Annotated in this window: 19 protein-coding genes and 1 pseudogene; 9 read left to right on the top strand and 11 right to left on the bottom strand. The window is 65.1% G+C overall.

The genetic code is table 11. The annotated features are described in order from the left end of the window. Nucleotides 1-287: 287 nt before the first annotated feature. The 3 genes from GWK61_RS31585 to GWK61_RS31575 form a co-directional block, all read right to left on the bottom strand. Nucleotides 288-812: an ImmA/IrrE family metallo-endopeptidase gene (locus GWK61_RS31585; protein WP_194915349.1), complete on the bottom strand. Its 525-nt coding sequence runs from the start codon at nucleotides 810-812 to the stop codon at nucleotides 288-290. Continuing rightward, nucleotides 799-1,137: a helix-turn-helix domain-containing protein gene (locus GWK61_RS31580; RefSeq protein WP_194915348.1), complete on the bottom strand. Its 339-nt coding sequence runs from the start codon at nucleotides 1,135-1,137 to the stop codon at nucleotides 799-801. Before GWK61_RS31580 ends, GWK61_RS31585 begins: the two co-directional genes overlap by 14 nt. A gap of 894 nt (nucleotides 1,138-2,031) precedes the next feature. Then, nucleotides 2,032-3,027 carry a hypothetical protein gene (locus GWK61_RS31575; RefSeq protein WP_194915347.1) on the bottom strand — a complete coding sequence of 332 codons (996 nt, stop codon included), beginning with the start codon at nucleotides 3,025-3,027 and terminating at the stop codon, nucleotides 2,032-2,034. 98 nt (nucleotides 3,028-3,125) lie between these two features. Here GWK61_RS31575 and GWK61_RS31570 point away from each other — a divergent pair, with 98 nt between their 5' ends. The 8 genes and pseudogenes from GWK61_RS31570 (at nucleotide 3,126) to GWK61_RS31535 (ending at nucleotide 12,149) form a co-directional block, all read left to right on the top strand. Then, nucleotides 3,126-4,262, top strand: a complete 1,137-nt coding sequence (locus GWK61_RS31570) for a S8/S53 family peptidase (protein ID WP_194915346.1) — start codon at nucleotides 3,126-3,128, stop codon at nucleotides 4,260-4,262. Between the two features lie 549 nt (nucleotides 4,263-4,811). Further along, nucleotides 4,812-6,026, top strand: coding sequence for a pentapeptide repeat-containing protein (locus GWK61_RS31565; RefSeq protein ID WP_194915345.1), 1,215 nt, complete (start codon nucleotides 4,812-4,814; stop codon nucleotides 6,024-6,026). 601 nt (nucleotides 6,027-6,627) lie between these two features. Next, nucleotides 6,628-7,986 carry a protein kinase domain-containing protein gene (locus GWK61_RS31560; protein ID WP_194915344.1) on the top strand — a complete coding sequence of 453 codons (1,359 nt, stop codon included), beginning with the start codon at nucleotides 6,628-6,630 and terminating at the stop codon, nucleotides 7,984-7,986. A 145-nt stretch (nucleotides 7,987-8,131) separates the two neighbouring features. After that, complete coding sequence (locus GWK61_RS31555) at nucleotides 8,132-8,641, top strand: hypothetical protein (protein WP_194915339.1); 510 nt, start codon at nucleotides 8,132-8,134, stop codon at nucleotides 8,639-8,641. Nucleotides 8,642-9,047: 406 nt separating this feature from the next. Continuing rightward, nucleotides 9,048-9,389 (top strand): ThiF family adenylyltransferase, encoded by a 342-nt coding sequence (locus GWK61_RS59920; RefSeq protein WP_194915337.1) that lies wholly within the window; start codon nucleotides 9,048-9,050, stop codon nucleotides 9,387-9,389. Next, nucleotides 9,390-9,998, top strand: coding sequence for a ThiF family adenylyltransferase (locus GWK61_RS59915; protein ID WP_194915329.1), 609 nt, complete (start codon nucleotides 9,390-9,392; stop codon nucleotides 9,996-9,998). It begins immediately after the preceding gene. A 2-nt stretch (nucleotides 9,999-10,000) separates the two neighbouring features. Then, nucleotides 10,001-10,120: pseudogene (locus GWK61_RS60970) on the top strand (thioredoxin-disulfide reductase); the annotation flags it as partial. Between the two features lie 268 nt (nucleotides 10,121-10,388). Further along, on the top strand, nucleotides 10,389-12,149 hold the full coding sequence (locus GWK61_RS31535; protein ID WP_194915327.1) for a serine/threonine-protein kinase: 1,761 nt from the start codon (nucleotides 10,389-10,391) through the stop codon (nucleotides 12,147-12,149). A 58-nt stretch (nucleotides 12,150-12,207) separates the two neighbouring features. On the opposite strand, the gene GWK61_RS31530 is transcribed toward GWK61_RS31535, so the two are convergent. The 3 genes from GWK61_RS31530 to glnA all read right to left on the bottom strand — a co-directional run bounded on the left by GWK61_RS31530 (nucleotide 12,208) and on the right by glnA (nucleotide 16,764). After that, nucleotides 12,208-12,510 (bottom strand): GntR family transcriptional regulator, encoded by a 303-nt coding sequence (locus GWK61_RS31530; protein WP_194915325.1) that lies wholly within the window; start codon nucleotides 12,508-12,510, stop codon nucleotides 12,208-12,210. A 586-nt stretch (nucleotides 12,511-13,096) separates the two neighbouring features. Then, nucleotides 13,097-14,425 (bottom strand): tyrosine-type recombinase/integrase, encoded by a 1,329-nt coding sequence (locus GWK61_RS31525; protein ID WP_194915323.1) that lies wholly within the window; start codon nucleotides 14,423-14,425, stop codon nucleotides 13,097-13,099. Between the two features lie 914 nt (nucleotides 14,426-15,339). Continuing rightward, the gene (gene glnA, locus GWK61_RS31520; RefSeq protein WP_194915316.1) at nucleotides 15,340-16,764 is read right to left on the bottom strand and encodes a type I glutamate--ammonia ligase; all 1,425 of its coding nucleotides are present in this window, start codon (nucleotides 16,762-16,764) and stop codon (nucleotides 15,340-15,342) included. A gap of 250 nt (nucleotides 16,765-17,014) precedes the next feature. Here glnA and GWK61_RS31515 point away from each other — a divergent pair, with 250 nt between their 5' ends. Then, nucleotides 17,015-17,422 (top strand): RDD family protein, encoded by a 408-nt coding sequence (locus GWK61_RS31515; RefSeq protein ID WP_194915314.1) that lies wholly within the window; start codon nucleotides 17,015-17,017, stop codon nucleotides 17,420-17,422. Between the two features lie 194 nt (nucleotides 17,423-17,616). Here GWK61_RS31515 and GWK61_RS31510 read toward each other — a convergent pair whose 3' ends face one another. From GWK61_RS31510 to GWK61_RS31490, 5 genes are all read right to left on the bottom strand, one after another. After that, entirely contained in the window at nucleotides 17,617-18,345 is a 729-nt protein-coding gene (locus GWK61_RS31510) for a DUF4191 domain-containing protein (protein WP_194915312.1), read from the bottom strand. 50 nt (nucleotides 18,346-18,395) lie between these two features. Next, complete coding sequence (locus tag GWK61_RS31505; RefSeq protein WP_194915311.1) at nucleotides 18,396-18,626, bottom strand: hypothetical protein; 231 nt, start codon at nucleotides 18,624-18,626, stop codon at nucleotides 18,396-18,398. Between the two features lie 305 nt (nucleotides 18,627-18,931). After that, nucleotides 18,932-19,885, bottom strand: a complete 954-nt coding sequence (gene lipA / locus GWK61_RS31500; protein ID WP_194915309.1) for a lipoyl synthase — start codon at nucleotides 19,883-19,885, stop codon at nucleotides 18,932-18,934. A gap of 67 nt (nucleotides 19,886-19,952) precedes the next feature. Beyond that, nucleotides 19,953-20,756 carry a lipoyl(octanoyl) transferase LipB gene (gene lipB, locus GWK61_RS31495; RefSeq protein WP_194915307.1) on the bottom strand — a complete coding sequence of 268 codons (804 nt, stop codon included), beginning with the start codon at nucleotides 20,754-20,756 and terminating at the stop codon, nucleotides 19,953-19,955. Nucleotides 20,757-20,787: 31 nt separating this feature from the next. Further along, nucleotides 20,788-22,087, bottom strand: a 1,300-nt coding sequence (locus GWK61_RS31490) for a S1C family serine protease (RefSeq protein WP_194915305.1), incomplete at its 5' end; no start/stop codon positions are given.

Genomic DNA, 22,087 nt, shown 5'->3' with positions numbered 1-22,087 from the left:
CGCCCGAGACGACGGTGACACAACGGGAAGCTCATGTCAAATTTTGGAGGTTAGTTTGACTGTCACTCTCTTGCGTGGCAGGTCAGGCGCCGAGCGCGGTGGAGGCAGTCGATCGGTGAGCGTCTGCAGCATCACAGATTTGCGGTATAGGTAATAAACTAAAGAAATGCTTACTTTTTCAGCGGAGTCGGGCTGCTATTCCCTCAAGGGCCTCTGGGAAATTCTTCAATCAAAGAGGCGGCCCGCGGTGTTCATCACCGCGGGCCGCACGTTCTGGGTGTTGCCGGCTAGTCCAGTTCGACCGGTGTCGGGAAGAAACCGAGGTTGACCAGCCTGAAGTTGACTGCTTGTCTGCTTGCCTTGAGGTTGACGGCCAGCTGTTCCACGAGCTCCTTGGCTGAATCGAACGACTCCGCGGCGATCCATGACCGCACCATGTGTTCCGGCATCAGCAACGCTGCAGCAAAGCGGTTGGCTTCTATCTCTTCGCGATCTGTGGCCAGGCTTGAGGCGTTATCTCGAAAATTGACCCGTACATCCGAATCCATGATCATAGACCGCCCCTTGTGCAGCCGCAGGTGCCCAATTTCGTGGGCGATGGTGAACCGCTGGCGGGACGGTGAATGATCGTTGTTGACGCCGATCACGATCCGGGTGGGTTCGCGGACGAGCATCCCGGACATATCCGACGACATCGGAGCCTCCACGACGACGACCCCGAGCGCTTCGGCGATGTCTTGGGGATCAATCGGCAGACTTGTCCAACCGCCTTCGTCCAGTAGCTGCCTAGCGGCTACGTCAGCCCGGGCCAAGGTGCCCTCCTTCTTCCGCTTGCCTGTCGGCCAGCGCCATGACGCTAGCAAGGGCATTGGCAAAGCTCGGAGTGAGTGGCGGCTGCCCGATCTCGCTGATCTCGGGCATCAGTTCTGCAACGCGTACCCCAAGTGCTTCAGCGATCCGAGCCAGTCTGTAGGGCGGCGGTGCCTGCGATCCAGCCTCGACGTTGGTGATAGATGCCCGTGAGACGCCGGTCATTCGGGCGAGTTGGGCTTGCACCAAGCCGGCGTCCAGCCGAAGCCGCCGGATGTTCCTGCCGAGCTCTAGGTTGAATTGAGCTTCGCGGTCTCGTTCATCCATGCACGATCCTCTCGGTTGACCAGGTCAGTTACCCATGGGTAAACGTCAGCCTCGCTGTCATTCTTCCTCAGTCGAGCTAAGAAGCAAGGCGGACGTGATCATTTGTCGGTGAACCACGCATGACGTGAGTCACGTTTCTCCGGACCAAACTGGATCACGAACAACCAGCCGTCGGATCGGAGAGCGTAACGCGCTTCGAGATCCACCTCTGGAAGGCGCTGCCGTATGAGGGCCGACGCTACTCATCAGGCTTGACGGTGGCACCCCTGCAGCGACCTTGCTACCGCAGCTGTGGGTCCCCGCGTAGACGACGACGGCGGTATCAGCATCCACAATCGAGACGGGGCGAAGCAGAGCGGCACTTGTCTCTGTCGCGGCTGCGACGAGCCGCCGAACTGGCCAGCCTTGGCCGCCGCATGCAGTTGGAACGAGCGTCGTGTCTGCGCATCGCTGCTCCCAATGCGTCAACAGAATGCTGCCGTGGTTCCAGTTCCGGCTCCGACTCGGTCAAAGTGATCCGACCCTGGTACGTCACGTTTCCTCCCCTCGTTTGCCGACGCCATAGGCGTATGAGCGGATCGTAGCGATTAGGCTGCCGCGTTGCGGGTGACTCACATGGAGGAGCGGCCGCCATGGATCGAGGCAGCCGCCCTTGCAGCTGAGAGTTGTTGGCTACAAGAAGATTGTGCCGCTGACCGTGAGTTGCGTATTTCGTCGCTGGTCAACGCCGTGTCCCTCTGCGCGGCGCCCCTCCGGCTATGCGCCTTATGCCGACGAGTAACACGGCACGAGGCGTTGAAAGGCACACGTGGTGCTCACGGCCTTGCGGGTCCTTGCCAGCCCGCCGCTTCGTGGTCGGCAGGCGGCTTCGAGAGCGGCGGCGCGGCTGCGCGGCTATGCCGGGCAACCGCTCACCGGGGCAATAGACTTGATCATTGCGAAGCGGACTACTTGGATTGTGTCGTCCGTACGTCGGATACGGAGTTGTGCCCGCTCGGTGCTGGAGACGAGAGTTCCGCAGACCTCAGAATCGTGTCCAAACTGCACCAGTACATGCTGTGCTGGGGCCGCTCGCGGCCAGAACCAGATGCAGCCCGCGACACCGCTTAGCAGCGCCAGGGAAGCCAGCGCGAAGATCACGGCGTTTCTGAGTTTGCCCGGTGCCGCGCGCAGCATCTTGTTGTGCTTGTCATACCAGACTGCAAGCTCTTTGTCGTTGCCGATGGAGATCAAGACCGGCCATCCGTAAGCAGCGGTGTAGGCGAACAGGATCGCCGTCACGGCAGCAAGGAGCGCCAGTCCGGCAGCGATGCCCGAGCCGATCCGTACCCCGAGCGGCAATCCAGTGAACGCGTCCTTGCCACTCACCACGCCGGCGAGCCCGAACAGGCCCACAATAGCGATCACCGCGCCGAGCCACTTCTCTGCCGCCGCCCGCACCGCTAGCCCGTCCGGACGAGGCATCTGCGCTGCCGTCCGCGCCGCATCGAGCATCGTGTCGTCTGCCGGCGCCCTTACCTGCTGCTCGCCCGGCTTCGGTTTAAGGATGATGGCTGCCTGCCACCAGGCTCCGCATCCCGGTTGCTGCGCCGCCGCGTTCGCGGGGCCGAGATGCTGCTCCTCGCAGGCGCAGCGGCAGGACTGCGTCAGCAGCCCTTCTGCCGAGGGTAGGGGAGGTGTCCCCGCGGCAGCTGCGCCAAGGTCCACGAATTTCCCCACCGGCTGCGCTGTCGGGTGGTCGCAGCGTGGGCAGGGACCGAAGATCCTGGCGATGCGGCCCGTGTCGTCGTCCGGTCGAACTTGCCAGCTGGCCAGGTCCTCATCCGTCACCGTCTGGCGTGCGTTCTGATAGGGAAAGACCGGCTGCGGTGCCGACCTGTTTTCGTCCATGCAAACGAGTGTGGGTCGCAATCACTCCGAGGGCCAGCAGGGGGAATCCGGAACATCCCGCGCTGCCGGGGTGCCCTAACTCGGGTAGCGTCCGAGACATGGAGACGTCCGTGCACGGACCCGAGCATGAGTACGCCACGGTCATCGGCCCGAGACCCGCCGTCCAAACCCTGATCGAAACCTGGGCTCGCTTCCAAGACACGATCGGCTTCGACCTTGAATCACCGCGATTGATCGAGCTCGGGTTCGAATCAGCCCCAGGAGCGGTGCGTGAGCGCTTCTATGAGACCCGGGCACCCGCCGTTGCTGTGCTGAAGCACCCTTCCGCCCCCGGGCTCGGAGCCTGGTTGACGGCACGCCTACAAATCGAAACCATGATCCTTCCGCCACTGTCCGGGGAAGACTTCCCCCTCGCCGGCGGAATGCCAGCCCTCCTGTGGGAACCCGCCTATCAGGCACACGCCGCACAAGGCGGCCCCCATGTCGACCCATTCACCACGGGGAAGCTCGACGACCTCATCGCCAGTGGCGCCACCTTCAGCTTAGGCGGCTACATCATGATGCCCCCTGTTGTCGGCGGGCACCGCGTAGCGCTCCTCGATACCGGCGATATGTATGCGAACCGGCAGATGATCGACTTCCTTGACGGAGACTTTCGCGACCCCGCTACAGCCGCCGCCGCCGACCCCCACGGGCACGGCACAGCTGTCTCAATGGTCATCACCGCCATGAACCCGAATGCAATCATCCACCCGCTGCGGGTACTCAATCACAAGGGGACCGGAAGCTCCCACGAGATACTCGCAGGTCTCACCTACGCCATGTGGTCCGGCCAGTACGACCTCATCAACGCCAGCCTCACCACTGACGTTTCCAACCCGTGCGACTCTACCTACGGGCGCAGTATCGACTACCTCGCCCGCTACTGCCACGCGAACGGAGTCGAGACGCCGATGCTCGTGGCCGCTGCGGGGAACAGCAACGGTGCTCCGAGCGGGTACCCCGCACGGATGCGCGACGCCATCGTCGCGCTGGCGACGGACCAGGACAACAATCTGCAGCCCTATAACTCCCTGCCAGCGGCCCCGACCGTCATTGCGCGTGCGTACGGAGGCAGTGCTACTGACCCATTGGGTGACTTGGGCCCGCTCACCGGCCTTACTGGGCCCGGCGCGTCCTTGTGGGGGACGTCTCTGGCCGCAGCAGTGGTTTCCGGAGCGTGCCTGCCGCCGTGACCAACAGGAAGGACACCGCCCTCCTGGCCGCACGTAGCCGGACCCACAGCCCGACCCCGATCAGGGTATTGCTCTCGTCTCAGTGGTCCACGGTGCGCAGTTACTTCTCAGAGTCGACGAACCATCGCTGTGGCCGGCCGCGGCGCTGACCGCCTTGCGGTCCTTGCTGGCCCGTCGCGTACTGATCCTCGAGCCTGCGGGGATCGCCCGACGGTCTGGGGTGAACGGGTGTCGGCCTCTACGCGCCGTCCCGAGTCACAGGTAGACGGTCCCAGAGACGGTCAGGTGGGAAGTGCCGCCATGGTGGCGCCTGTGCCCATCTGGGCAGTCCCCCTCCGGGGCACATCTGTTCGACAGGCGCTTTAGGTCCTTCACCTGCGCGAAGGGCTATTTTTATACCTAGGCCGTATGACACGCTGTGACGTCGTGAGCCAGGTTGTGACCGAGACTGTGCCCGAATCGTGCCCGAGCGTGGCCTGGCCCAGATTCGACGTGAGCGGATTGAGGCCCCGCTGGTCGCCGTAAGTGATCACGATCTAACATTTCGCTATGGGCGGGGACCTGAAAAGGAGGGGCGGACGTCTGCTAAGTCGGCAGGGGGAAGGTCGACAGGGCGGATACCAGCCGGGGCCGTTCGCAGCGATCTACTCGGCGCTGTTGGCGGCAGGCGTCGTGGCGGCGGCAGTCGTGTACTTTGTTCTGCTTGCCGCAGTCCCAGGTGCAACAACGAACCGGCTCGATGTTGCCAAGACGGCGCTGCTGGTGGTCGGCGGTTCAGGAGCCGTCGCCGGTCTCTACGTGGCTTACCGAAAGCAGCGTACAGACGAAGCGAATCATCTGCGGGACCAGGACAAGCTGTTCACTGAGCGCTACACCGCTGCCGTCGCCCAACTGGGAAATACCACCTCCGCGGCCATTCGGCTTGGCGGCGTCTATGCGCTGGCAAGGATCGCCGACGACTCAGAACGTGACCGGTCGACCTGTATGAAGGTGCTGTGCGCCTACTTGCGCATGCCGTACGATCCTGGTGGTCCCGACAGCGAACCCGCCGAGCGTCAGGTCCGCACGACCGCACAGGCCATCATCGGTGAGCGGCTACGACCTGGGCATCTCGGGTTTTGGCCCAATGCCAACATCGACCTTGCTGGCGCCTATCTGATCGACTTCAGCTTGCAAGGCGCCACCGTGGGCCACTTCGATGCTAATCAGGCGACCTTCAACGGCGTTACCTGGCTAGACGAAGTGACGTTCGGCCAGATGGCGCGGTTCGGTAAGGCGACATTCGACAGCGTCGCCCGATTCAGCAAGACGGTCTTCGTCGGCGGCGCCCGATTCGAAGGGGTGACTTTCAACGGGCTCGCTTGGTTCAGCGGGGCCAAGTTCGCCACATGGGCTCGGCTAGACGAGGTGACCTTCAACGGGAACGCTGACTTCGACGAAACAGTGTTCGATGGAGACGTGCTGTTCGGCGACTCGCTGTTCGGCAAGGCCGTCACGTTCAGTCAAGCAGTATTCGCTGGCGATGCTTCAACGTTCGGTGCTGCGGCGTACTTCAACAAGGCGACCTTTGACGGGGACGTCAGCTTCGACCAGGCGACGTTTGGCGGGAACGTTCGGTTCGACGGGGCGACGTTCCATCGAGACCATGCGCCCATATGGCCGGAGGGGTTCGCCGAGCCGGCAGGGCTCGTGTGGGCGCCGGTCGCACAGCCAGCGCCGGCCTCGCTTCGAGCAGCGGGCAAGTCGCCCAAAACGGCACCGTGATGGAGTGTTGCCGGTGCCCCAGTGCCCGACGGATGACGGTGTCTGTCGCGACTGGTGTGAGTGCATTGAGGACCGAATGCGCTTGACACCCTCATCCGGAGAGGCGCGGCCTTCATCAGAGAACTGCTGGTAGACCGCCGTGAACACACGAGCACTGCTTTGCTCATCCACCCCTCATCCACAGGCCAAGATCAGGACGGCTTCGAGGAGAGAAGCGCAGAGAACCTGCGGTAGCCCCACGATGCCGCGTTCGGGGTTGCGCCAGCGGGGACGCTGTCGTGTGCTCCGCCAAAGCGGTGAGACGTTGAGATATTCATCTGCTTCTAGAAGAAAGTACAGGTCAAAGAAGGATTCGTACGTCTCACCAACGTCTCACCCAAGTATCACCTGGTGCGACATGACCTTCGTGCTTGTGCTTGGTCGCCAGCGTTTTGGCATGAGTCGACAGTTTAGGCGGCGTGTCGGAGAGTGACAGTTGGCCGGCTGCGAGAAACTGGTCGAAGGCCAAAGCACGTGGGATATGTGGGGGCGGCGGGTGGGGCGGGTGCGTAAGACGCGTTGGGTTCCTCAAGCCGGAGCGGTACTCGGCTCCTGGACCTTCATGGAGAGCAAGCGGTTTGGCGGCGGCGGCAACGGTGCCGTATGGAGGGTGTCCCGCCAGGGCGATGATGCAGTCTTCGTGTTGAAGGTCCTTGGCAGCCGCCAGCTGGCCGAGAAGGAGCGGCGTGACCGGTTTGAGGACGAGATCAGGTTCCTGAGAGAATACCCTGATGATGGCGTTTTGCCCCTCATCGACGGCCAAATCGCTGTCGACGAAGATGTGAGCTGGTACGTCATGCCCCTGGCTACCCCGTTGTTGGTGGCGCTGGAGACGGATCCAACGATCGACGTCCTCGAAACCGTTGCGATTTACGCCGAGACGCTGGCCCGGCTGGCAGCACAGGGAATCGGGCATCGCGATATCAAGCCGGACAACCTGTTCATGCTCGATGGCAGGCCAGTCATCGGCGACTTCGGGTTGGTCACCTTCCCCGGCAAGGGCAACCGCACTGCCCCGGGGCGCAAGCTCGGCCCGGCGAACTTCCTCGCCCCGGAGATGCTCGAACACGCCGACACCGCGGACTTCGAGCCGGCCGATGTGTGGTCACTAGCCAAGACGCTGTGGGTACTGCTGGCCGGGCTGACGTACCCGCTTCCCGGCGAATACAGATCGACGGATTCCAATTACAGCTTGCGCACGTGGATCGGCAGCCCCTGGATCGCGGAGCTGGACTTGCTAATGGAACAGTGCACGCGTCTGCGCCCCGCGGAGCGGCCATCGATGGCGGCCGTCGCAAGGGAGCTGCGTGCCTGCCTGTCCTCGCCACCGGAGGTCCGCGTCGATACAGATACAACCGCTCTTCGTGAGCGTGTTGTCTCATTGACGCGCCAAGACCGGGATAAGCGGCAGGAGGTGCAGCTGGAGCGCCAGCGCTTCGACGACGCCCGCCACGAAATCGACCTGCTGAACAGCGCGGTGTATGGGCACCTCCTTCTTGAGACCTTCAACGAGCACCCGGGTCAACCGGAGCCAAACGACGCGGCTGGTTTGCTGCCGCACGAGGTCATGCCACGTTGGCAGCACTCTCGTGGGGTGCTTCTCACCTCCCCAGACCCGGCCTCGAGGGTGTGGGTGCGATTCTCGGTCCATGCCCGCAAGGACTTCGACGGCGACGACCTCGGCATCTCGGCGTGGCTCCAGGTGGTACATCGGCACCGGGGCCTGGAGCATTTTGCCTTCCAATGGAAGGACACGTATACGGCGCCGCTTGGCACGGCCCAATTCCGCCGCGTTCTGGAGGAGATCGAGCGTGCAGTCCAGAACTCTGAGGCATCTGCCTTGCGCGAGATCGGGCAGATCTTGAACCTGCCCGACGACCACGACCCGGATTGGTATCCACCAGACGTGCCAGCCACCTGAGCGTTTTCAGGTTGCGCCGATAAACAGCTCCGAATCTTGATGCCTGGGAGACAACATGGTGGGCGATGGGTACAGGCGCGTCGCAGAGCACTACATCGAGAACCACAGGCCGCGGGTGCAAGCAGAGGTGGCGTACTTTCACAGTTTGTCCACACTCGCCCACGCCATCGATGCGGCCGCGCTGTGCAAGCAGCCGGACGGCAAGCGGCAGTCGCATCAGCGGCGTATACCAAGACTCACTCTCGAGGAAAGTCGGCAGCGGCTACGAGAGATGCTCCCCGCGCTGCGCACCGTAAGGAGCTTCGGGGAACTCTATGACATCGTCGGATCGACGATACGTGACATACCCGGCATCGGCGAGCTGACTGTCTACGACACTGCCGTGTGTATCGGCTGGCACCTGGACATCCACCCCACCGAGGTCTACCTGCACCGCGGAACGCGTGCCGGCGCCAAGGAACTCGACTTCAACGGATCGCAGCAGACCGTCCGCGTGGATGAGTTGCCCGCTGGGCTGCGCATCCTCACTCCAGGCGAGATCGAGGACGTGCTCTGCATCTACAAGGATGCCATGGCCAGCATACGAGTCGGCTTGGATCCCGAGTTGAGTCCGTCCACCGGTTGCCAGCCAGAAGCGCGTCGGCGCACCTGCTAAAGGTTGGAACGCCGCGTCGGACCGACAGTCTTCCCGAAGATGTCTGTCTGTAGCGGTTTGAAGTGGCCCGGGTTTGGCGGCTATAAGTGGCCCGGCCGGCTGATCGCTGAGTGGTGCGATGTCGATCCGTGTGGCCCAGGCCCGGTCGACGGGGGCAGCGGCGACAGGCATGTGGAGCGTGTGTGTGTGGCCTGAAGACGGTGGTGGTCATGCAGCCTTCGAGGCTCGATGCGTGATGCGCTGTTCATGGAGCCGGCCTAGGTTGCCGGACGTCCGCGTTGCTGGTTGACAAGGCCGGGTGGGCCAGTCCAGACCGCCGCCGGACAAAACACCCACTGACGCCACTGGCCCAGGGCCACTTCTGGCCGCCAAACCCGGGCCACGTAAGACCGCCGCAAACAGAACCTTGTATCCGGCGCCCCCACCGGCGCCGACCGGCGTCGACGATGCCTACGACCGGCAGGCCCGCTTGTTCGGCGACCGAGGACAAGCGCTGCTGGCCGCGACGAAAGTCGGCGTGATCGGCGCGGGCGGCGCCGGATCGCCGCTGATCCAGCAGCTTGCCCACCTCGGCGTGGGACACCTGGTCGTGATCGATCCGGATCGTATCGACGTCACGAACTTGTCCCGGGTGGTGGGCGCCACGCGCCGCGACGCCCGGACGTGGCTCACCTCGTCCCGGCGCCTGGAGCGGGTCCGCCGCTTCGGGGCGCGGTTCGCGGTACCGAAAGTGCGCGTCGCTGAGTGAGTGGCCCGCGCGGCCAATCCGGGGGCGCCGTTCGACGCGATCTTCGACGACGTCACGAAGACCACGGTGGCGGCGCACCTGACCGACTGCGACTTCCTGTTCCTGGTTGCGGACTCCATGCAGGCCCGGCTGCTGTTCAACTCCGTGGTCCACCAGTACCTGATCCCCGGGGCCCAGGTCGGCGCCAAGGTCGTCACTTCCCTGGGTAGCGGCGACATCCTCGACGTCTTCGCCGTCTACCGGCCGGTCACTCCCGATGCGGGGTGCTTGTGGTGCAACGGCCTGATCAACACGGCCAGACTTCAGGAGGAAGCGCTGTCCTCCGCCGAGCGTGCCGCCCAACGCTACGTCCAGGAGGCCACGGTGGTGGCTCCGAGCGTCATCACGCTGAACTCCGTGGCCGCCGCGCATGCGGCCAACGACTTCCTGTTCTCCGTCACCGGCTTGCACACCGACGAGCTCGGCCACGACTATCTGCGCTGGCTCCCGCGCTCCGCCGACGTCCGCTTCGACGCACCGCGGCGTGACGGAGCCTGTCCGGAATGCGGTGCCGACGCCCACAGCCGCTTGGCTCGCGGTGACGCTCGTAGGCTGCCCACCCGCACCTGAACTACCGCCAAGCCATCACGGCGGCTGGCTCCGGCAGCACCGCCGCCCTGGACGCCGAACGACACCTCGCCGTGCTCGCGGACCAGAAGGCTGTGGAGAGTTGGTTAACTCCAGTCGGCTGACCGAAGCGGGTCTTGGAATCAGGACCTACCCGCGGCTTGGCGGGTCGCCTGGATCCGGGGTTGGGGCGTCTCCGGTTTCGTTCTGAGTACCGTATTGAGTACGAGTGGGATCCGACCACGACCTACCAGCCTTGACCGCGGCAGGTGCGCCGCGTCGGACAGTTGCTTGTTGGAGTCGACCCGTTAGCGGGTCCAGGAGTGCCGAGGGCATTTGAACGTTAGTGCCGATTGGCCCCGCGGGGTGCGTCGGAGCCGTCACAATTACGCCATGGCATCGCTTACCCCAGATCGCGTCGCGAACCTTCTGGAGCGTCTTAAGGTGTCTGACGTGGAGGCTAGCAACCTCCTGTCGGCTGGATTCGCTGGCCCGATGCCAGAGGCGGCCGACTCGGGCCGACGGATGTATCTCACCTGGCATGCCCAGGTGGAGCAGCTGATGCTGAGTGCTGAGGCTCCGCCAGCAGAAATCGCGTCACTTCAAACTCCGCGCCACCGTGAGCTAGTCCGCAACCAGGTGACCATCGACCAGGCGTATCGCGAGGTGGAGCTTGAGCTGGGATTCGTTCAATCGGTCTTGGCCAATACTCGGCGCCGACTGGAAGAGTTTGCCCAGCCTCTCGACTCTGAGCTGGCTCTTGACGCGGTGCAGCGCTTCCGCAGCGATCGAGGTCGTGAATACTCGTACGATCTACAAGGTCCGATCGGCCACGGGGGCCTACTGACCCAGGTGTACCGCGGTTCGGACGCTGCCGGGGACCGGGTTGCAGTCAAGCAAGTTCGGATAAGGCTAGATACGAGTGGACGCCGCAGGTCCGAACCGCGACTTGCTGAACGCGAGATTGAAATCGCGCGCCAGCTGCGCGACGCCCATGGAGAACACCTTGTCCCGGTACTGGACTATGCGCACCGGGACGGTGAGTTGCTCTTGGTGATGCCGTTGGCAGACCGCAGCCTCGCTGATCAGATCATGGAGTCCGGTCGTCTTGACTCGCATGAGGTCAAGGCTGTGCTTCTCGATATCGCGCAGGCGATGCAGGAGCTGGCCGTGGCTGGCGTCCTGCACCGCGACATCAAACCGGGCAACGTCCTGCGATATCGCGGACGCTGGTGTCTGGGCGACTTTGGCATCTCGAAGATCGTGGATGCCGCGATGGAATCGGTAAGTTGGATGGGGAGCGGTACACCTGAGTACCGGGCGCCCGAGCTGTTGGACGGCAAGCCAGAGACTCAGCTGTCCGATGAGTATGCCCTTGGGTTGACCGCCCTAGAAGCACTGACCGGGCAGCGCGCAATCTCCGGAAACGATCTGCGCCAAGCGCACGCGACATTGGTGCCCGAGTTTCCCGACGGAACTGATCCCCTTGTGCAACGGGTCGTCACTGAGCTACTACATAAGGAACCTGGGGGGAGGCCGTCGGACCCGCGCCGGATCAACGACCTGCTGATGCCGGCCGATGACCTTAGTCCAGCTCAACTCGGTCTACAACGCATCAGAGCGCGCAAAGCAAAACGTGATCTCGAGCTCAGCGCCCATATCGCCACAGCGCGCGAACGGTCAGATCTGCAGCGGCAGGCCCGCGTCTCGTTCGAAATGCTCTGGTTCAGTGTGGGCGAATACGCGACGCAAGCCGTCGACGACGCCAAGGCGATATGCGATGGCGATGTGTTCACGCTTGAGGTTGGTGATGTGGAAATGCGTGCCCATGTCAGCAGCGAAGCGCCGCACCCTGACGGTGAGCTCTTGCTCATAGTAGACATCTACGTTAGCCCGAATACGAAGACTGGCCTCACGGCTAACCTAATTTGTACGAGAGATGGAGATCTTCTGCGATGGAGGATCTATCAGTTCATTGATGAGCAGGGTGATCAGCCGTATGGCATGGAAGCTCCAACAATTCGTGGATCCTGGGACCTTGTTTCCACTGCATCTGATGGCGATGTTGGGACAATAATCGAAGCGACTGCTGAGTCAATCGTTGACCTGCTTGTGTCGGCAACAAACGAAGGCGGAGCGACACCCACGACCTGAGTGGCACTTGAATTCCCTAAGCTTGTTCGCCAGCAGGCGGCTAGGAGCTGACCATTGCTCATGCGCCTCGCCGCGCGGCTACCAATCCTTCCTCTATGAGGAGCGCGATGGCCTGGTGGGCTGTTCCCACTGACACGGAATGCGTTGCGGCCAGTTCCTCCACGGTCGGCAGTAGGTGCCCCGAGCCGAGGTCCCCAGCGATCCGTTTGTAGGGAATGGCCTTGATCTCTATCTCGCCGGCGGCGATCGCGTTCGGTGCGTTCGGGTCGGTACCGATGACCTGGGCGCTGCAGTCGCGATAGGTCGCGAAAACCTGGCATCGTTCGGCGACCAGCATCGCCACGTCGTCACGTTCACGCATCGATAAGTCATGGCCCGGCCGCTTACAACCACCGCCGCGGTCTGCTGGACCTCGCCGGGGCGAGCAAGTCAGCCGCCTGCTCAGGATTGCTGCGGCCCCGTTGGCCGACTCTCGACCTTGGCTGCTGCCAACCGCGTCGATGACCGTATTGAAGCCCGAACCGTAGCCTTCGACCTGCGTGCCTCCCCGGCCTGCCGGGGAGGCGGCTACCCTGCTGATGTGTTTCAGCTAGGCGTCCTTTAGTAGGGCGTACAGCCTGGTCGCGAGGCCAGAGGCGAACCGGATCGCCTCGCCCAGCGGGTTCGTCAGTGTCTTAGCACCCTGATTCTGATCATCACATGATGATGGTGCCGTTGATCACGAGCTGTGTATTCCGCTGCTGGTCAGAACCGTGTCCATCTGGGTGGCACCCCTCCGGGGGTACCGACCTGCGCGCGGCACGCTTTGAGCCAGCGCGAACGTGCCCGACGTGCCAGGCGGTGTCGGGCACGCTCGACGTGGAGCTCTGATGCGCTGCGCAGGTACTCAAGATCTGCCAAGGCGTAGCGCGGACTCTATCTCCGAGTTGGGTGATGACTCTTCCAAGTCACTGGTGCCATCCAGGGGCCCACGGTGGGGGCGCGTCGAACTCGGAGGATCGCGCCCTTGTCGCCCGTAGCGTCTCGTCGATTCGCTGCCGCTCCACCTCATAGTCCGTTTCCGGCTCGTGGGTGTACTTGCGAAGCGTGTAGGCAGGGTCGGCGTGACCCAGCCTGACTGAGAGGGTGAAGATGTCCATGCCTTCGCCGAGTCGCTGTGTCGCGTAGTCATGGCGGCCGGCGTGCATCATCTTGTCCCGGCACGGCTCCCACTTCCGCCCCCGCCCGACGGGCCTGTCGTTGAGCGCTTTGATGATCCCCGCCAGTTCCAGGCCGCCTTTCCAAACCCAGTTGATGTAGTTCTTGTTCAGCGGCTTTCCTTCGCGTGATGTGAAGAAGACGACGCTGGCCCGCGGCTCCCCGTCGCGAGTCTTCCAAGGGAGCGTGACTTCGACGGGCGGGAAGGCGTCGGCGTGGGCCATGATGGCGAACAAGACCTCGTCCGCCGCGGGGACGAAGCGGTCCCGTTCTTCGTCGAGGTCGCTGCACTTCGGCGGGGCGAAGACCATCGTTCCGCGGTCCCAAGCGATCTGTCGGCGTACGTGGACGACCTTCTTGGTCCAGTCGATGTCGTCCGGACTGAACGCGAAGACCTCGCCCTGTCGCATGCCGAGTCCACGAGTGACGTCTACGAGGGCCTTGTAGCGATCGGGCAGGTTCTCCCGCAGTGTCTCCAGTTGCTGTCCGCTGAGCGGCGCTTTGCGGGCGGGACGCTTGGAGCGTTTGGGCTTGACGTCACGAACGGACTTCGCTCGACAGGGATTCTTCGGGATCAGCTCGTCATCCAGAGCTGACTCCAGGATGGCTGAGAGGTGGGCGAGGATGAGACCGATCGTGGTCTCGTCGAGGCCGTACCGGCGGCGGCCGTTGATCCACGCGACGACCGTTGACGGTTTGATATCGCACAGCCGGAGCCGGCCGAGAACATCGATGATGTGGTTGTTGATTCGCGACTCGTACTGGGCGTACGTACGTGGGGACTTGAAGCTCCGGCTGTCGAGCCATCGCCGGGCGACGTTCTCAAGCGGCACCAGTCCGTTACGAGGGGCGATGTAGGTACCCCTGTCGATCGCGGCTGCGACCTTGTTGAGGTGCTGGACGGCGTCCGGCCGCTTCTCGAAGAGAGTCTCCTGCTGTTCGCCCTCGGGATCCTGCCAGCGTGCAGCCCACCGCATGCCCCGGCCGTGCTTGGCGCTGGGAACCTTGTCATGCTCGGAGCAGGTCTTGTCTCCCGGCTTGGGGTGTGTCTTGTGCCAGCGGTCGTAGGGCTCGGGCACGCGAAACACCTTTCCGTAGGAGATGGGAGCCTATGAGGCTCTTGATTCGAGCCAGACCATGACGTCGAGTGGGTTGTATCGGCGGTAGCGGCCGACTCGGTACGACCGCGGGCCGTTGCCGACGTGGTTCATGTAGTGGAGGGTCTGCTCGGAGAGCTGGAGGAATGCTGCGGTTTCCTTGTGGCTCCACAGCCGCTCCGGGATCTCTTTGGGAGCCTCTTTGCGCGGTGGAGTGATGGTGCGAGGGCGGGCCAACCTGGTTTCCTCTCTGTGCCCTGGTCTTTTGGGGTCAGAGTCTGAAGTGGATCGGCTGACATGACCCTAGATCGAGTTCGGCCCCTGGAGCAGGCCTCTCATTCGCGAATCAGCTTTTGCGGCAGGATTTCGCTGAGGGCGTCTCGCCGAGTGGTGCGATCTCCGTCAATGTGTTAACGGATGCCCCGAGTCCCGTGTCGCGGGACTGGCCACGTCGTCGGCATGACGTTGGCGCTCTTGCGGTGCAGACGCCGAGCGGCGTGGGCCTGCCGGGGTGTGGTGGCAGGTCACAGTGGGTTCCCGTCCTTTGAAGTGTGGAGGTCCGCGTCAACTGCGGGGTCACTTCTAAAGTCCGGTTGTGGCTCGCGGAACTGTCTTCGCGATGCGTCACATCACTCGGTCGGCGCATTTGGCCGACTGCCGTGGAGGCGGTCAGCAGAAGGGCATGTGCCCCAAACGACAGTGGGTCCGCGAGCCCCAAGGGCTCGCGGACCCACCGCGATCGATCTTCAGAGACTGTCGAGCCAAGATCATCGGGCCCAGTCCGGGCCCAAATGGGGCTCGAAAACACCCATGATCAACACAGGGCGTTCAACAGTCTTACCGCAGGTCATCTGCCATTTTCGCGCTTGCGGCGCAGGCAGCTGCCCTGAGCGTATTTAGATGTCGAAGTAAAGCTCGAACTCGTGCGGCGTCGGACGCAGCCGAACCGGGTCCACCTCGCGCTCGCGCTTGTACGAGATCCACGTGTCGATCAGGTCCTGGGTGAACACGCCGCCCTCGAGCAGGTAGCCGTGGTCGGCCTCCAGGGAGTCCAGCACCGCCGGCAGGCTGCTGGGGACCTGGGGGATCGAGGCGTGCTCGTCCGGGGGGAGCTCATACAGGTCCTTGTCGACCGGGGCCATCGGCTCGATCTTGTTCTTCACGCCGTCCAGGCCGGCCATCATCATGGCGGAGAAGGCCAGGTAGGGGTTCGACGAGGGGTCCGGGCAGCGGAACTCGATGCGCTTGGCCTTCGGGTTCGAGCCGGTGATCGGGATGCGGATGCAGGCCGAGCGGTTGCGCTGGGAGTAGACCAGGTTGACCGGGGCCTCGTAGCCGGGGACCAGGCGGCGGTAGCTGTTCACCGTCGGGTTGGTGAAGGCCAGCAGGGACGGGGCGTGCTTCAGGAGGCCGCCGATGTAGTGGCGGGCGGTGTCCGACAGGCCCGCGTAGCCGACCTCGTCGTAGAACAGCGGGACGCCGTCCTTCCACAGGCTCTGGTGGCAGTGCATGCCCGAGCCGTTGTCGCCGAAGACCGGCTTCGGCATGAAGGTGGCGGTCTTGCCGGCCTGCCAGGCGACGTTCTTGATGATGTACTTGAACAGCATCAGGTCGTCGGCGGCGGCCAGCAGGGTGTTGAACCGGTAGTTGATCTCCGCCTGGCCGGCCGAGCCGACCTCGTGGTGCTGGCGCTCGACGATCAGGCCGGACTCGATCAGGGTGCGGCTCATGGTGGCGCGCAGGTCCGTGTAGTGGTCGTTCGGGGCGACCGGGAAGTAGCCGCCCTTGACGCGCGGCTTGTAGCCGCGGTTGCCGCCCTCCTCGGCGCGCCCGGTGTTCCAGAACGCGGCCTCGGCGTCGATGTGGTAGTAGCTCTCGTCCGGGCCGGAGGAGAAGCGCACGTCGTCGAAGACGTAGAACTCGGCCTCGGGGCCGAAGTACGCCGTGTCGGCGATGCCGGTGCCCTTCAGGAACGCCTCGGCCTTCTTGGCCACGTTGCGCGGGTCGCGGGAGTACGCCTCACCGGTCAGCGGGTCGTGGATGAAGAAGTTCAGGTTCAGCGTCTTCTCGGCGCGGAACGGGTCCAGGCGCGCGCTACTGGGGTCGGGCAGCAGCTGCATGTCCGACTCGTGAATGGCCTGGAAGCCGCGGATCGAGGAGCCGTCGAAGGCCAGGCCGTGCGAGAAGACGTCGGCGTCGAACGACTCGACCGGCACCGTGAAGTGCTGCATCACCCCGGGCAGGTCACAGAACCGCACGTCGACGCTCTTCACGTCGTTGTCCCTGAGGTACTTGAGTACCTCGTCGGCGTTCGAGAACATCCACTACTCCTTTGAGTATTCTCACCGGCCGGAAGCCTCTCGCCACCGGGCCGGGACCCATCAGGCACTCATGCGACCGTAGGACCGGGGGGTTTCCCGGCCGTGTCCCTTTTGTTTCCGGCGTGTTACACAGAGCCCGGGTCTTCTCCAACCTACCCTGTGGGCCCTGCGGCGCCTCTGGAACGGCTTGTCCAACGTCGGTGGCGGACCGCGAATCGGCCGCGAATCGGCGCGGAGTACCGTGGACGCCATGACCTCGTCCGACTATTCCGGCCAGCGCTTTGGCCTCCCGCGCACCGGTCCGGGCTCGATGGCCTCGGTCGGCCGCCGGCTGGCCGCGCTGATGATCGACTGGGCCGTCGCCTACGGCATGGCGTACCTGCTGGTCGGCGACCGGCTGCTGCGCAACGGCCAGTTCGCGGCGCTGAGCCTGCTGGCCGTGATCTACCTGGTGGGCCTGGGGATCAGCGGCTCCACGCTCGGTATGGCGGTCCTGGGCCTGCGGGTCGGCTCCGACCAGGGCGGCCGGGCCCCGCTGTACTCGATCGGCATGCGCACCGTGCTGTTGTTCCTGGTCATCCCGGCGGTGGTCTGGGACGCGGACGGCCGCGGCCTGCACGACCGGATCGCGCACACGATGATCGTCAGCACCCGCTGAGCGCTCTGTTCACCCGGCAGAGCGACCGCGCAACCAGATCCAGGCCGCGGCATCGACCAGGTCGTGGCGGCCCCGCCGCTGACCAGCGAGGTCCCCGAACGCCGACGGCCCGCGACCGATCACCGGTCGCGGGCCGTCGTACGTTCCGTGGCGTTTCGCCGGGGTTACGTCCGGCAGACGTAGGCTTGCGACGATTAGCGCACCTGGCCCCGCGGCATCTTGCCGTTGCGCGGCATCGGTCCCTTGGGGATCGGCATGTTCGGCCCGACGGCCTTGAGCCGGTTCTGGTACTCCTGCACCTGCGCCGGACGCAGGTAGGTCTTGCCGGTGGCGGGCTTGAGCCGCATCACCGTCTTGTTCAGCTTGCCCAGCGGCACCATGCCCTCTTCGTCCCCGGCCACGATGTCCTCGGCGACCAGCGGCACGTCCGGGCCGAACAGCCGGGTCAGGTGCCGGCGCTCCTCGGTGAACAGCGCCTTGAGCCGGTTCGGGTTGCCCTCGCCGACCAGGATGATGCCCGGACGGCCCAGCACCCGGTGGATCATGTCCTGCTGCCGGTTGAAGCGCACGCCGGGGGTGACGTCCCAGCCGCGGCGCAGCGTGTCCAGCACCGAGGCGGCGGCACCGGCCTGGTCCCGGATGGAGGAGTACGCCGCACGCTGCGCCCGCCGCCCGAAGACGATCATCGCGGCCAGCACCGCGACCGGGATGCCGAAGATGCCGTAGAACAGCGGGGACCCGAGCAGGAAGCCCAGGACCACGAACACCACCAGGGCCGCCGCGGCCCAGGCGGCCAGCACCAGGGGAAGCTTGGGATCCTCCTTGCGGGTCATCCCGTAGACCTCGCGGATCTGCTTCAGCCGGCCCTTTTTCTTGGGCGCATCCCCGCCGGCGGGGGTCTTCGTCGTGGTGTCGCGTGCCATGCCACGCAGAATACGTGGTACCGGCGCCCGGTGGTAAACCAGTGCGGACCTTAGTGCGACTGAACGCCCATCCTGGTGAGCGACTCGTGAGCCTCGGCGCGCAGCGCGGCCCGTTCCTGCCCCTCCAGCACGGCCGCGCGGGCGTTCGCCAGCGCACCCCGCTGGCCGCCGGCCCGCAGGACCCGGCGCTCGAAGGTGAGGATCATCGTGCGGACGGAGGACGTCGCGGGGTGGGCGGTGTGAGTCGTGGGAGCGGTTGCGGAGGACGTTGCGGTGCTCATTGCGGAACCTCGACCAAAGAGAAAGGGGGACGTCGGGGAACGGAGCCGGTGGCGGGCCACCACCACTATCAGGTTTCTTTGTTACAGGGTCTGGTGTTGCCGGTCAAATCGTGGTAACGCGATTCGCAATGCCGGGCATTCCCCGCGTCCGGCACGCGAAACGGCCCCGGTCCGACTCGGACCGGGGCCGTTCGTCACAGCTCCCTAAGAAACCTCTTGATATCCATCCGGCCAAATCAGCGCGGCTGCCCCGGCCGATGCGGCGAACGTCACGCCATACGTCACGCCGAACCTGACGCCGAACGTCACGCCGGAACGCCGGCCGCCGCGGCCTCGCGCGCCTCGACAGCCTCCTTGTACAGCCGCCCGGCACGGTACGACGAGCGCACCAGCGGACCGGACATGACGCCGAAGCCCATCTCGCGCGCCTCCTCGGCCAGCTCCACGAACTCCTCGGGCTTCACCCAGCGCATCACCGGGTGGTGCCGCGGCGAGGGCCGCAGGTACTGGGTGATGGTCACCAGGTCGCAGCCGGCCTCGCGCAGGTCGGCCAGGGCCTGCGAGATCTCCTCGCGCTCCTCGCCCATGCCCAGGATCAGGTTGGACTTGGTGACCAGGCCGAAGTCGCGGGCCTGCCGGATGACGTCCAGCGAGCGCTCGTAGCGGAAGCCGGGGCGGATCTCCTTGAAGATCCGCGGCACGGTCTCGATGTTGTGCGCCAGCACCTCCGGACGGCTGCCGAAGACCTCGGCCAGGTGCTCGGGCTTGGCGTGGAAGTCCGGGATCAGCAGCTCGACGCCGCAGCCGGGCAGCATCGCGTGGATCTGCCGGACGGTCTCGGCGTACAGCCAGGCGCCCTCGTCCTCGAGGTCGTCGCGGGCCACGCCGGTGACGGTGGCGTACTTCAGGCCCATGGTCGCCACCGACTCGGCCACGCGGCGCGGCTCGTCGGTGTCGTACGCCTTGGGCTTGCCGGTGTCGATCTGGCAGAAGTCGCAGCGCCGGGTGCACTGGTCGCCACCGATGAGGAAGGTGGCCTCCCGGTCCTCCCAGCACTCATAGATGTTCGGACAGCCGGCTTCCTCGCACACCGTGTGCAGGCCCTCGCTGCGCACCAGGCTCTTCAGGCCGGTGTACTCCGGGCCCATCTTGGCGCGGGTCTTGATCCAGCTGGGTTTCTTCTCGATGGGGACGGCGCTGTTGCGGACCTCAAGCCGGAGCAGCTTGCGGCCTTCGGGTTCTGGGGTGACGGCCGTCACTTCGAGTCTCCTTGCAAGAAAGTGGTAATGCTTTTTCCTGTGATTACCAGCCTACGTGGCCCGCAGGCTATTCCTTGACGGCGCCGACGAGCCCGAACGCCTCGGAAACCACGTCGTCCAGATGCCGCGCGACCAGCGGCGCGACCTCCTCGACGGTGACGTCGCGGCCCAGCTCGGCGGACAGCGAGGTGACCCCGGCGTTCCGGATCCCGCAGGGGATGATCTTGTCGAACCAGGCCAGGTCCACGTCGCAGTTCATCGAGAAGCCGTGCATGGTCACGCCCTTGGCGACGCGCACGCCGATCTGCGCCAGCTTGCGGTCGGCCCGGCGCTGCCCGGCGTTGGACGGCGCGTACTCCGGACCGGCCAGCCGCGGGTCGAACTCCTCGTCCTCGTCCACCGGCGCGCCGACGGTCTTCAGCTGGAGTTTCAGGCCGCCCAGGTCCTCGCGCTCGATCTGCTCGCCCAGAATCCACACGCCGCTGCGGCCGTGGATCCGCGTGGTCTCCAGACCCAGCTCAGCGCAGGCCCGGATCATCGCTTCTTCGAGCCGGCGGACGTGGCCGACCACGTCCATCGCCTCCGGCAACCGCAGGATCGGGTAGCCGACGAGCTGGCCGGGGCCGTGGAAGGTGATGCGGCCGCCGCGGTCGACGTCGATGACCGGGGTGCCGTCGGTGGGCCGCTCCGCGGGAGTGGTGCGGCGGCCTGCGGTGAACACCGCGGGGTGTTCCAGCAGGATCAGGGTGTCGGCGACCTCGTCGGCGACCCGTCGGGCGTGGATCTCGCGCTGGAGGTCCCACGCGGCCAGATACGGAACGGCCTCCGCGCCGAAACCGGCGCGGAGGACCGAGATACGTTCTTCAGACACCCCTCAAGGGTACGCCTGCTTATTACCGGCCTTACTTGGCTTGCGTGGCCAGCACTCCGAGGGTCACGTTGACCGTCGTCGAGGAGCCGTTGCGGGTGTAGGTGATGGCGACGGTGTCGCCCGGCCGGTGCGAGCGGACCGCGGCCGCCACGTCCTGGTAGGAGTACACCAGCCGGTCGCCGATCTTGGTTATCACGTCGCCGGTCTTCAGACCTGCCTTGTCGGCCGGGGCGCCGGAGGTGACCTGCTGGACCTTGTAGCCGCCCGCGGTGCGGGTGGTGGTGTCGCTCTGGCCGTTCTGGGCCACACCCAGCGAGGCGATCTGCGCGGGCTTGCCCTGAGCCAGGGCGTCCACGATGGGCAGCGCCTCGGAGATCGGGATCGCGAAGCCCAGACCGATGGAGCCGGCCTGTCCGCCGCTGCCGCCGAGGCCGCCGGAGTTCTGGCTGTTGGAGGCGATGGCGGAGTTGATGCCGATCACGTTGCCCTGCATGTCGACCAGCGGGCCGCCGGAGTTGCCGGGGTTGATCGCGGCGTCGGTCTGGACGGCGTCCAGGACCACGGTGCTGCCGTCCTCGGCCTGGGTCTCCACCGGGCGGTTCAGGGCGCTGACGATGCCGGAGGTGACGGTGCTGGTCAGGCCCAGGGGCGAGCCGATCGCCACCACCTGCTGGCCCACGGCCAGGTTCTTGGAGTCGGCGAAGGAGGCCTTGGTCAGGCCGGAGACGCCGTCGACCTTGATCACCGCGAGGTCGGCCAGCGTCTCGGTGCCGACGATGTGCGCGCTGGCGGTGCGGCCGTCGTTGAACGTGACGGTGATGGTCGCCGGGCCGCTGGTGGAGCTGCCGCCGGTGGTGCCGCCGCTCCCGCCGTTCCCGAACGGGTTGCCGTTGCCGCCGCTGCTGCCGCCGGTACCGCCGCCGGTCCCGCCGTTGTTGCCGTTGGAGTTGCTGTTGCTCTGGCTGGAGGTGTTGGCCGCCGCGATCACGTGGTTGTTGGTGACGATCAGGCCGTCGGAGCTGTAGATGATGCCGGTGCCCTCGTCACCGCTGCCGTTGGCGGTGCTGACCTGGATGTCGACCACGCTCGGCATGACCGCCGCGGCGACCTGGGTGACGCTGCCGGGCGTGCTCAGCGCGGTGTTGTTGGTGTTCAGCGGGGAGCGCGTGCTGGCCGCGGCGCTGGAGGAGCTGTTGTTGTCCTTGGCCGCGTAGGTGACCGCGGTGCCGATGCCGCCGCCGATCAGGCCGGCGACCAGGGCCACGGCGACGAGCATCTTGCCGCCGCTGAGCCCGGCGCGCTGGGGGGCGGCGCCGGGGGGCGTGTACGGG

This window comes from Catenulispora rubra, assembly GCF_015356825.1.
In the GTDB taxonomy this organism is placed as follows: Bacteria; Actinomycetota; Actinomycetes; order Streptomycetales; family Catenulisporaceae; genus Catenulispora; species Catenulispora rubra.
Note: the sequence above shows the minus strand (reverse complement) of the source record. Positions and strands in the feature narration are given on the sequence as shown.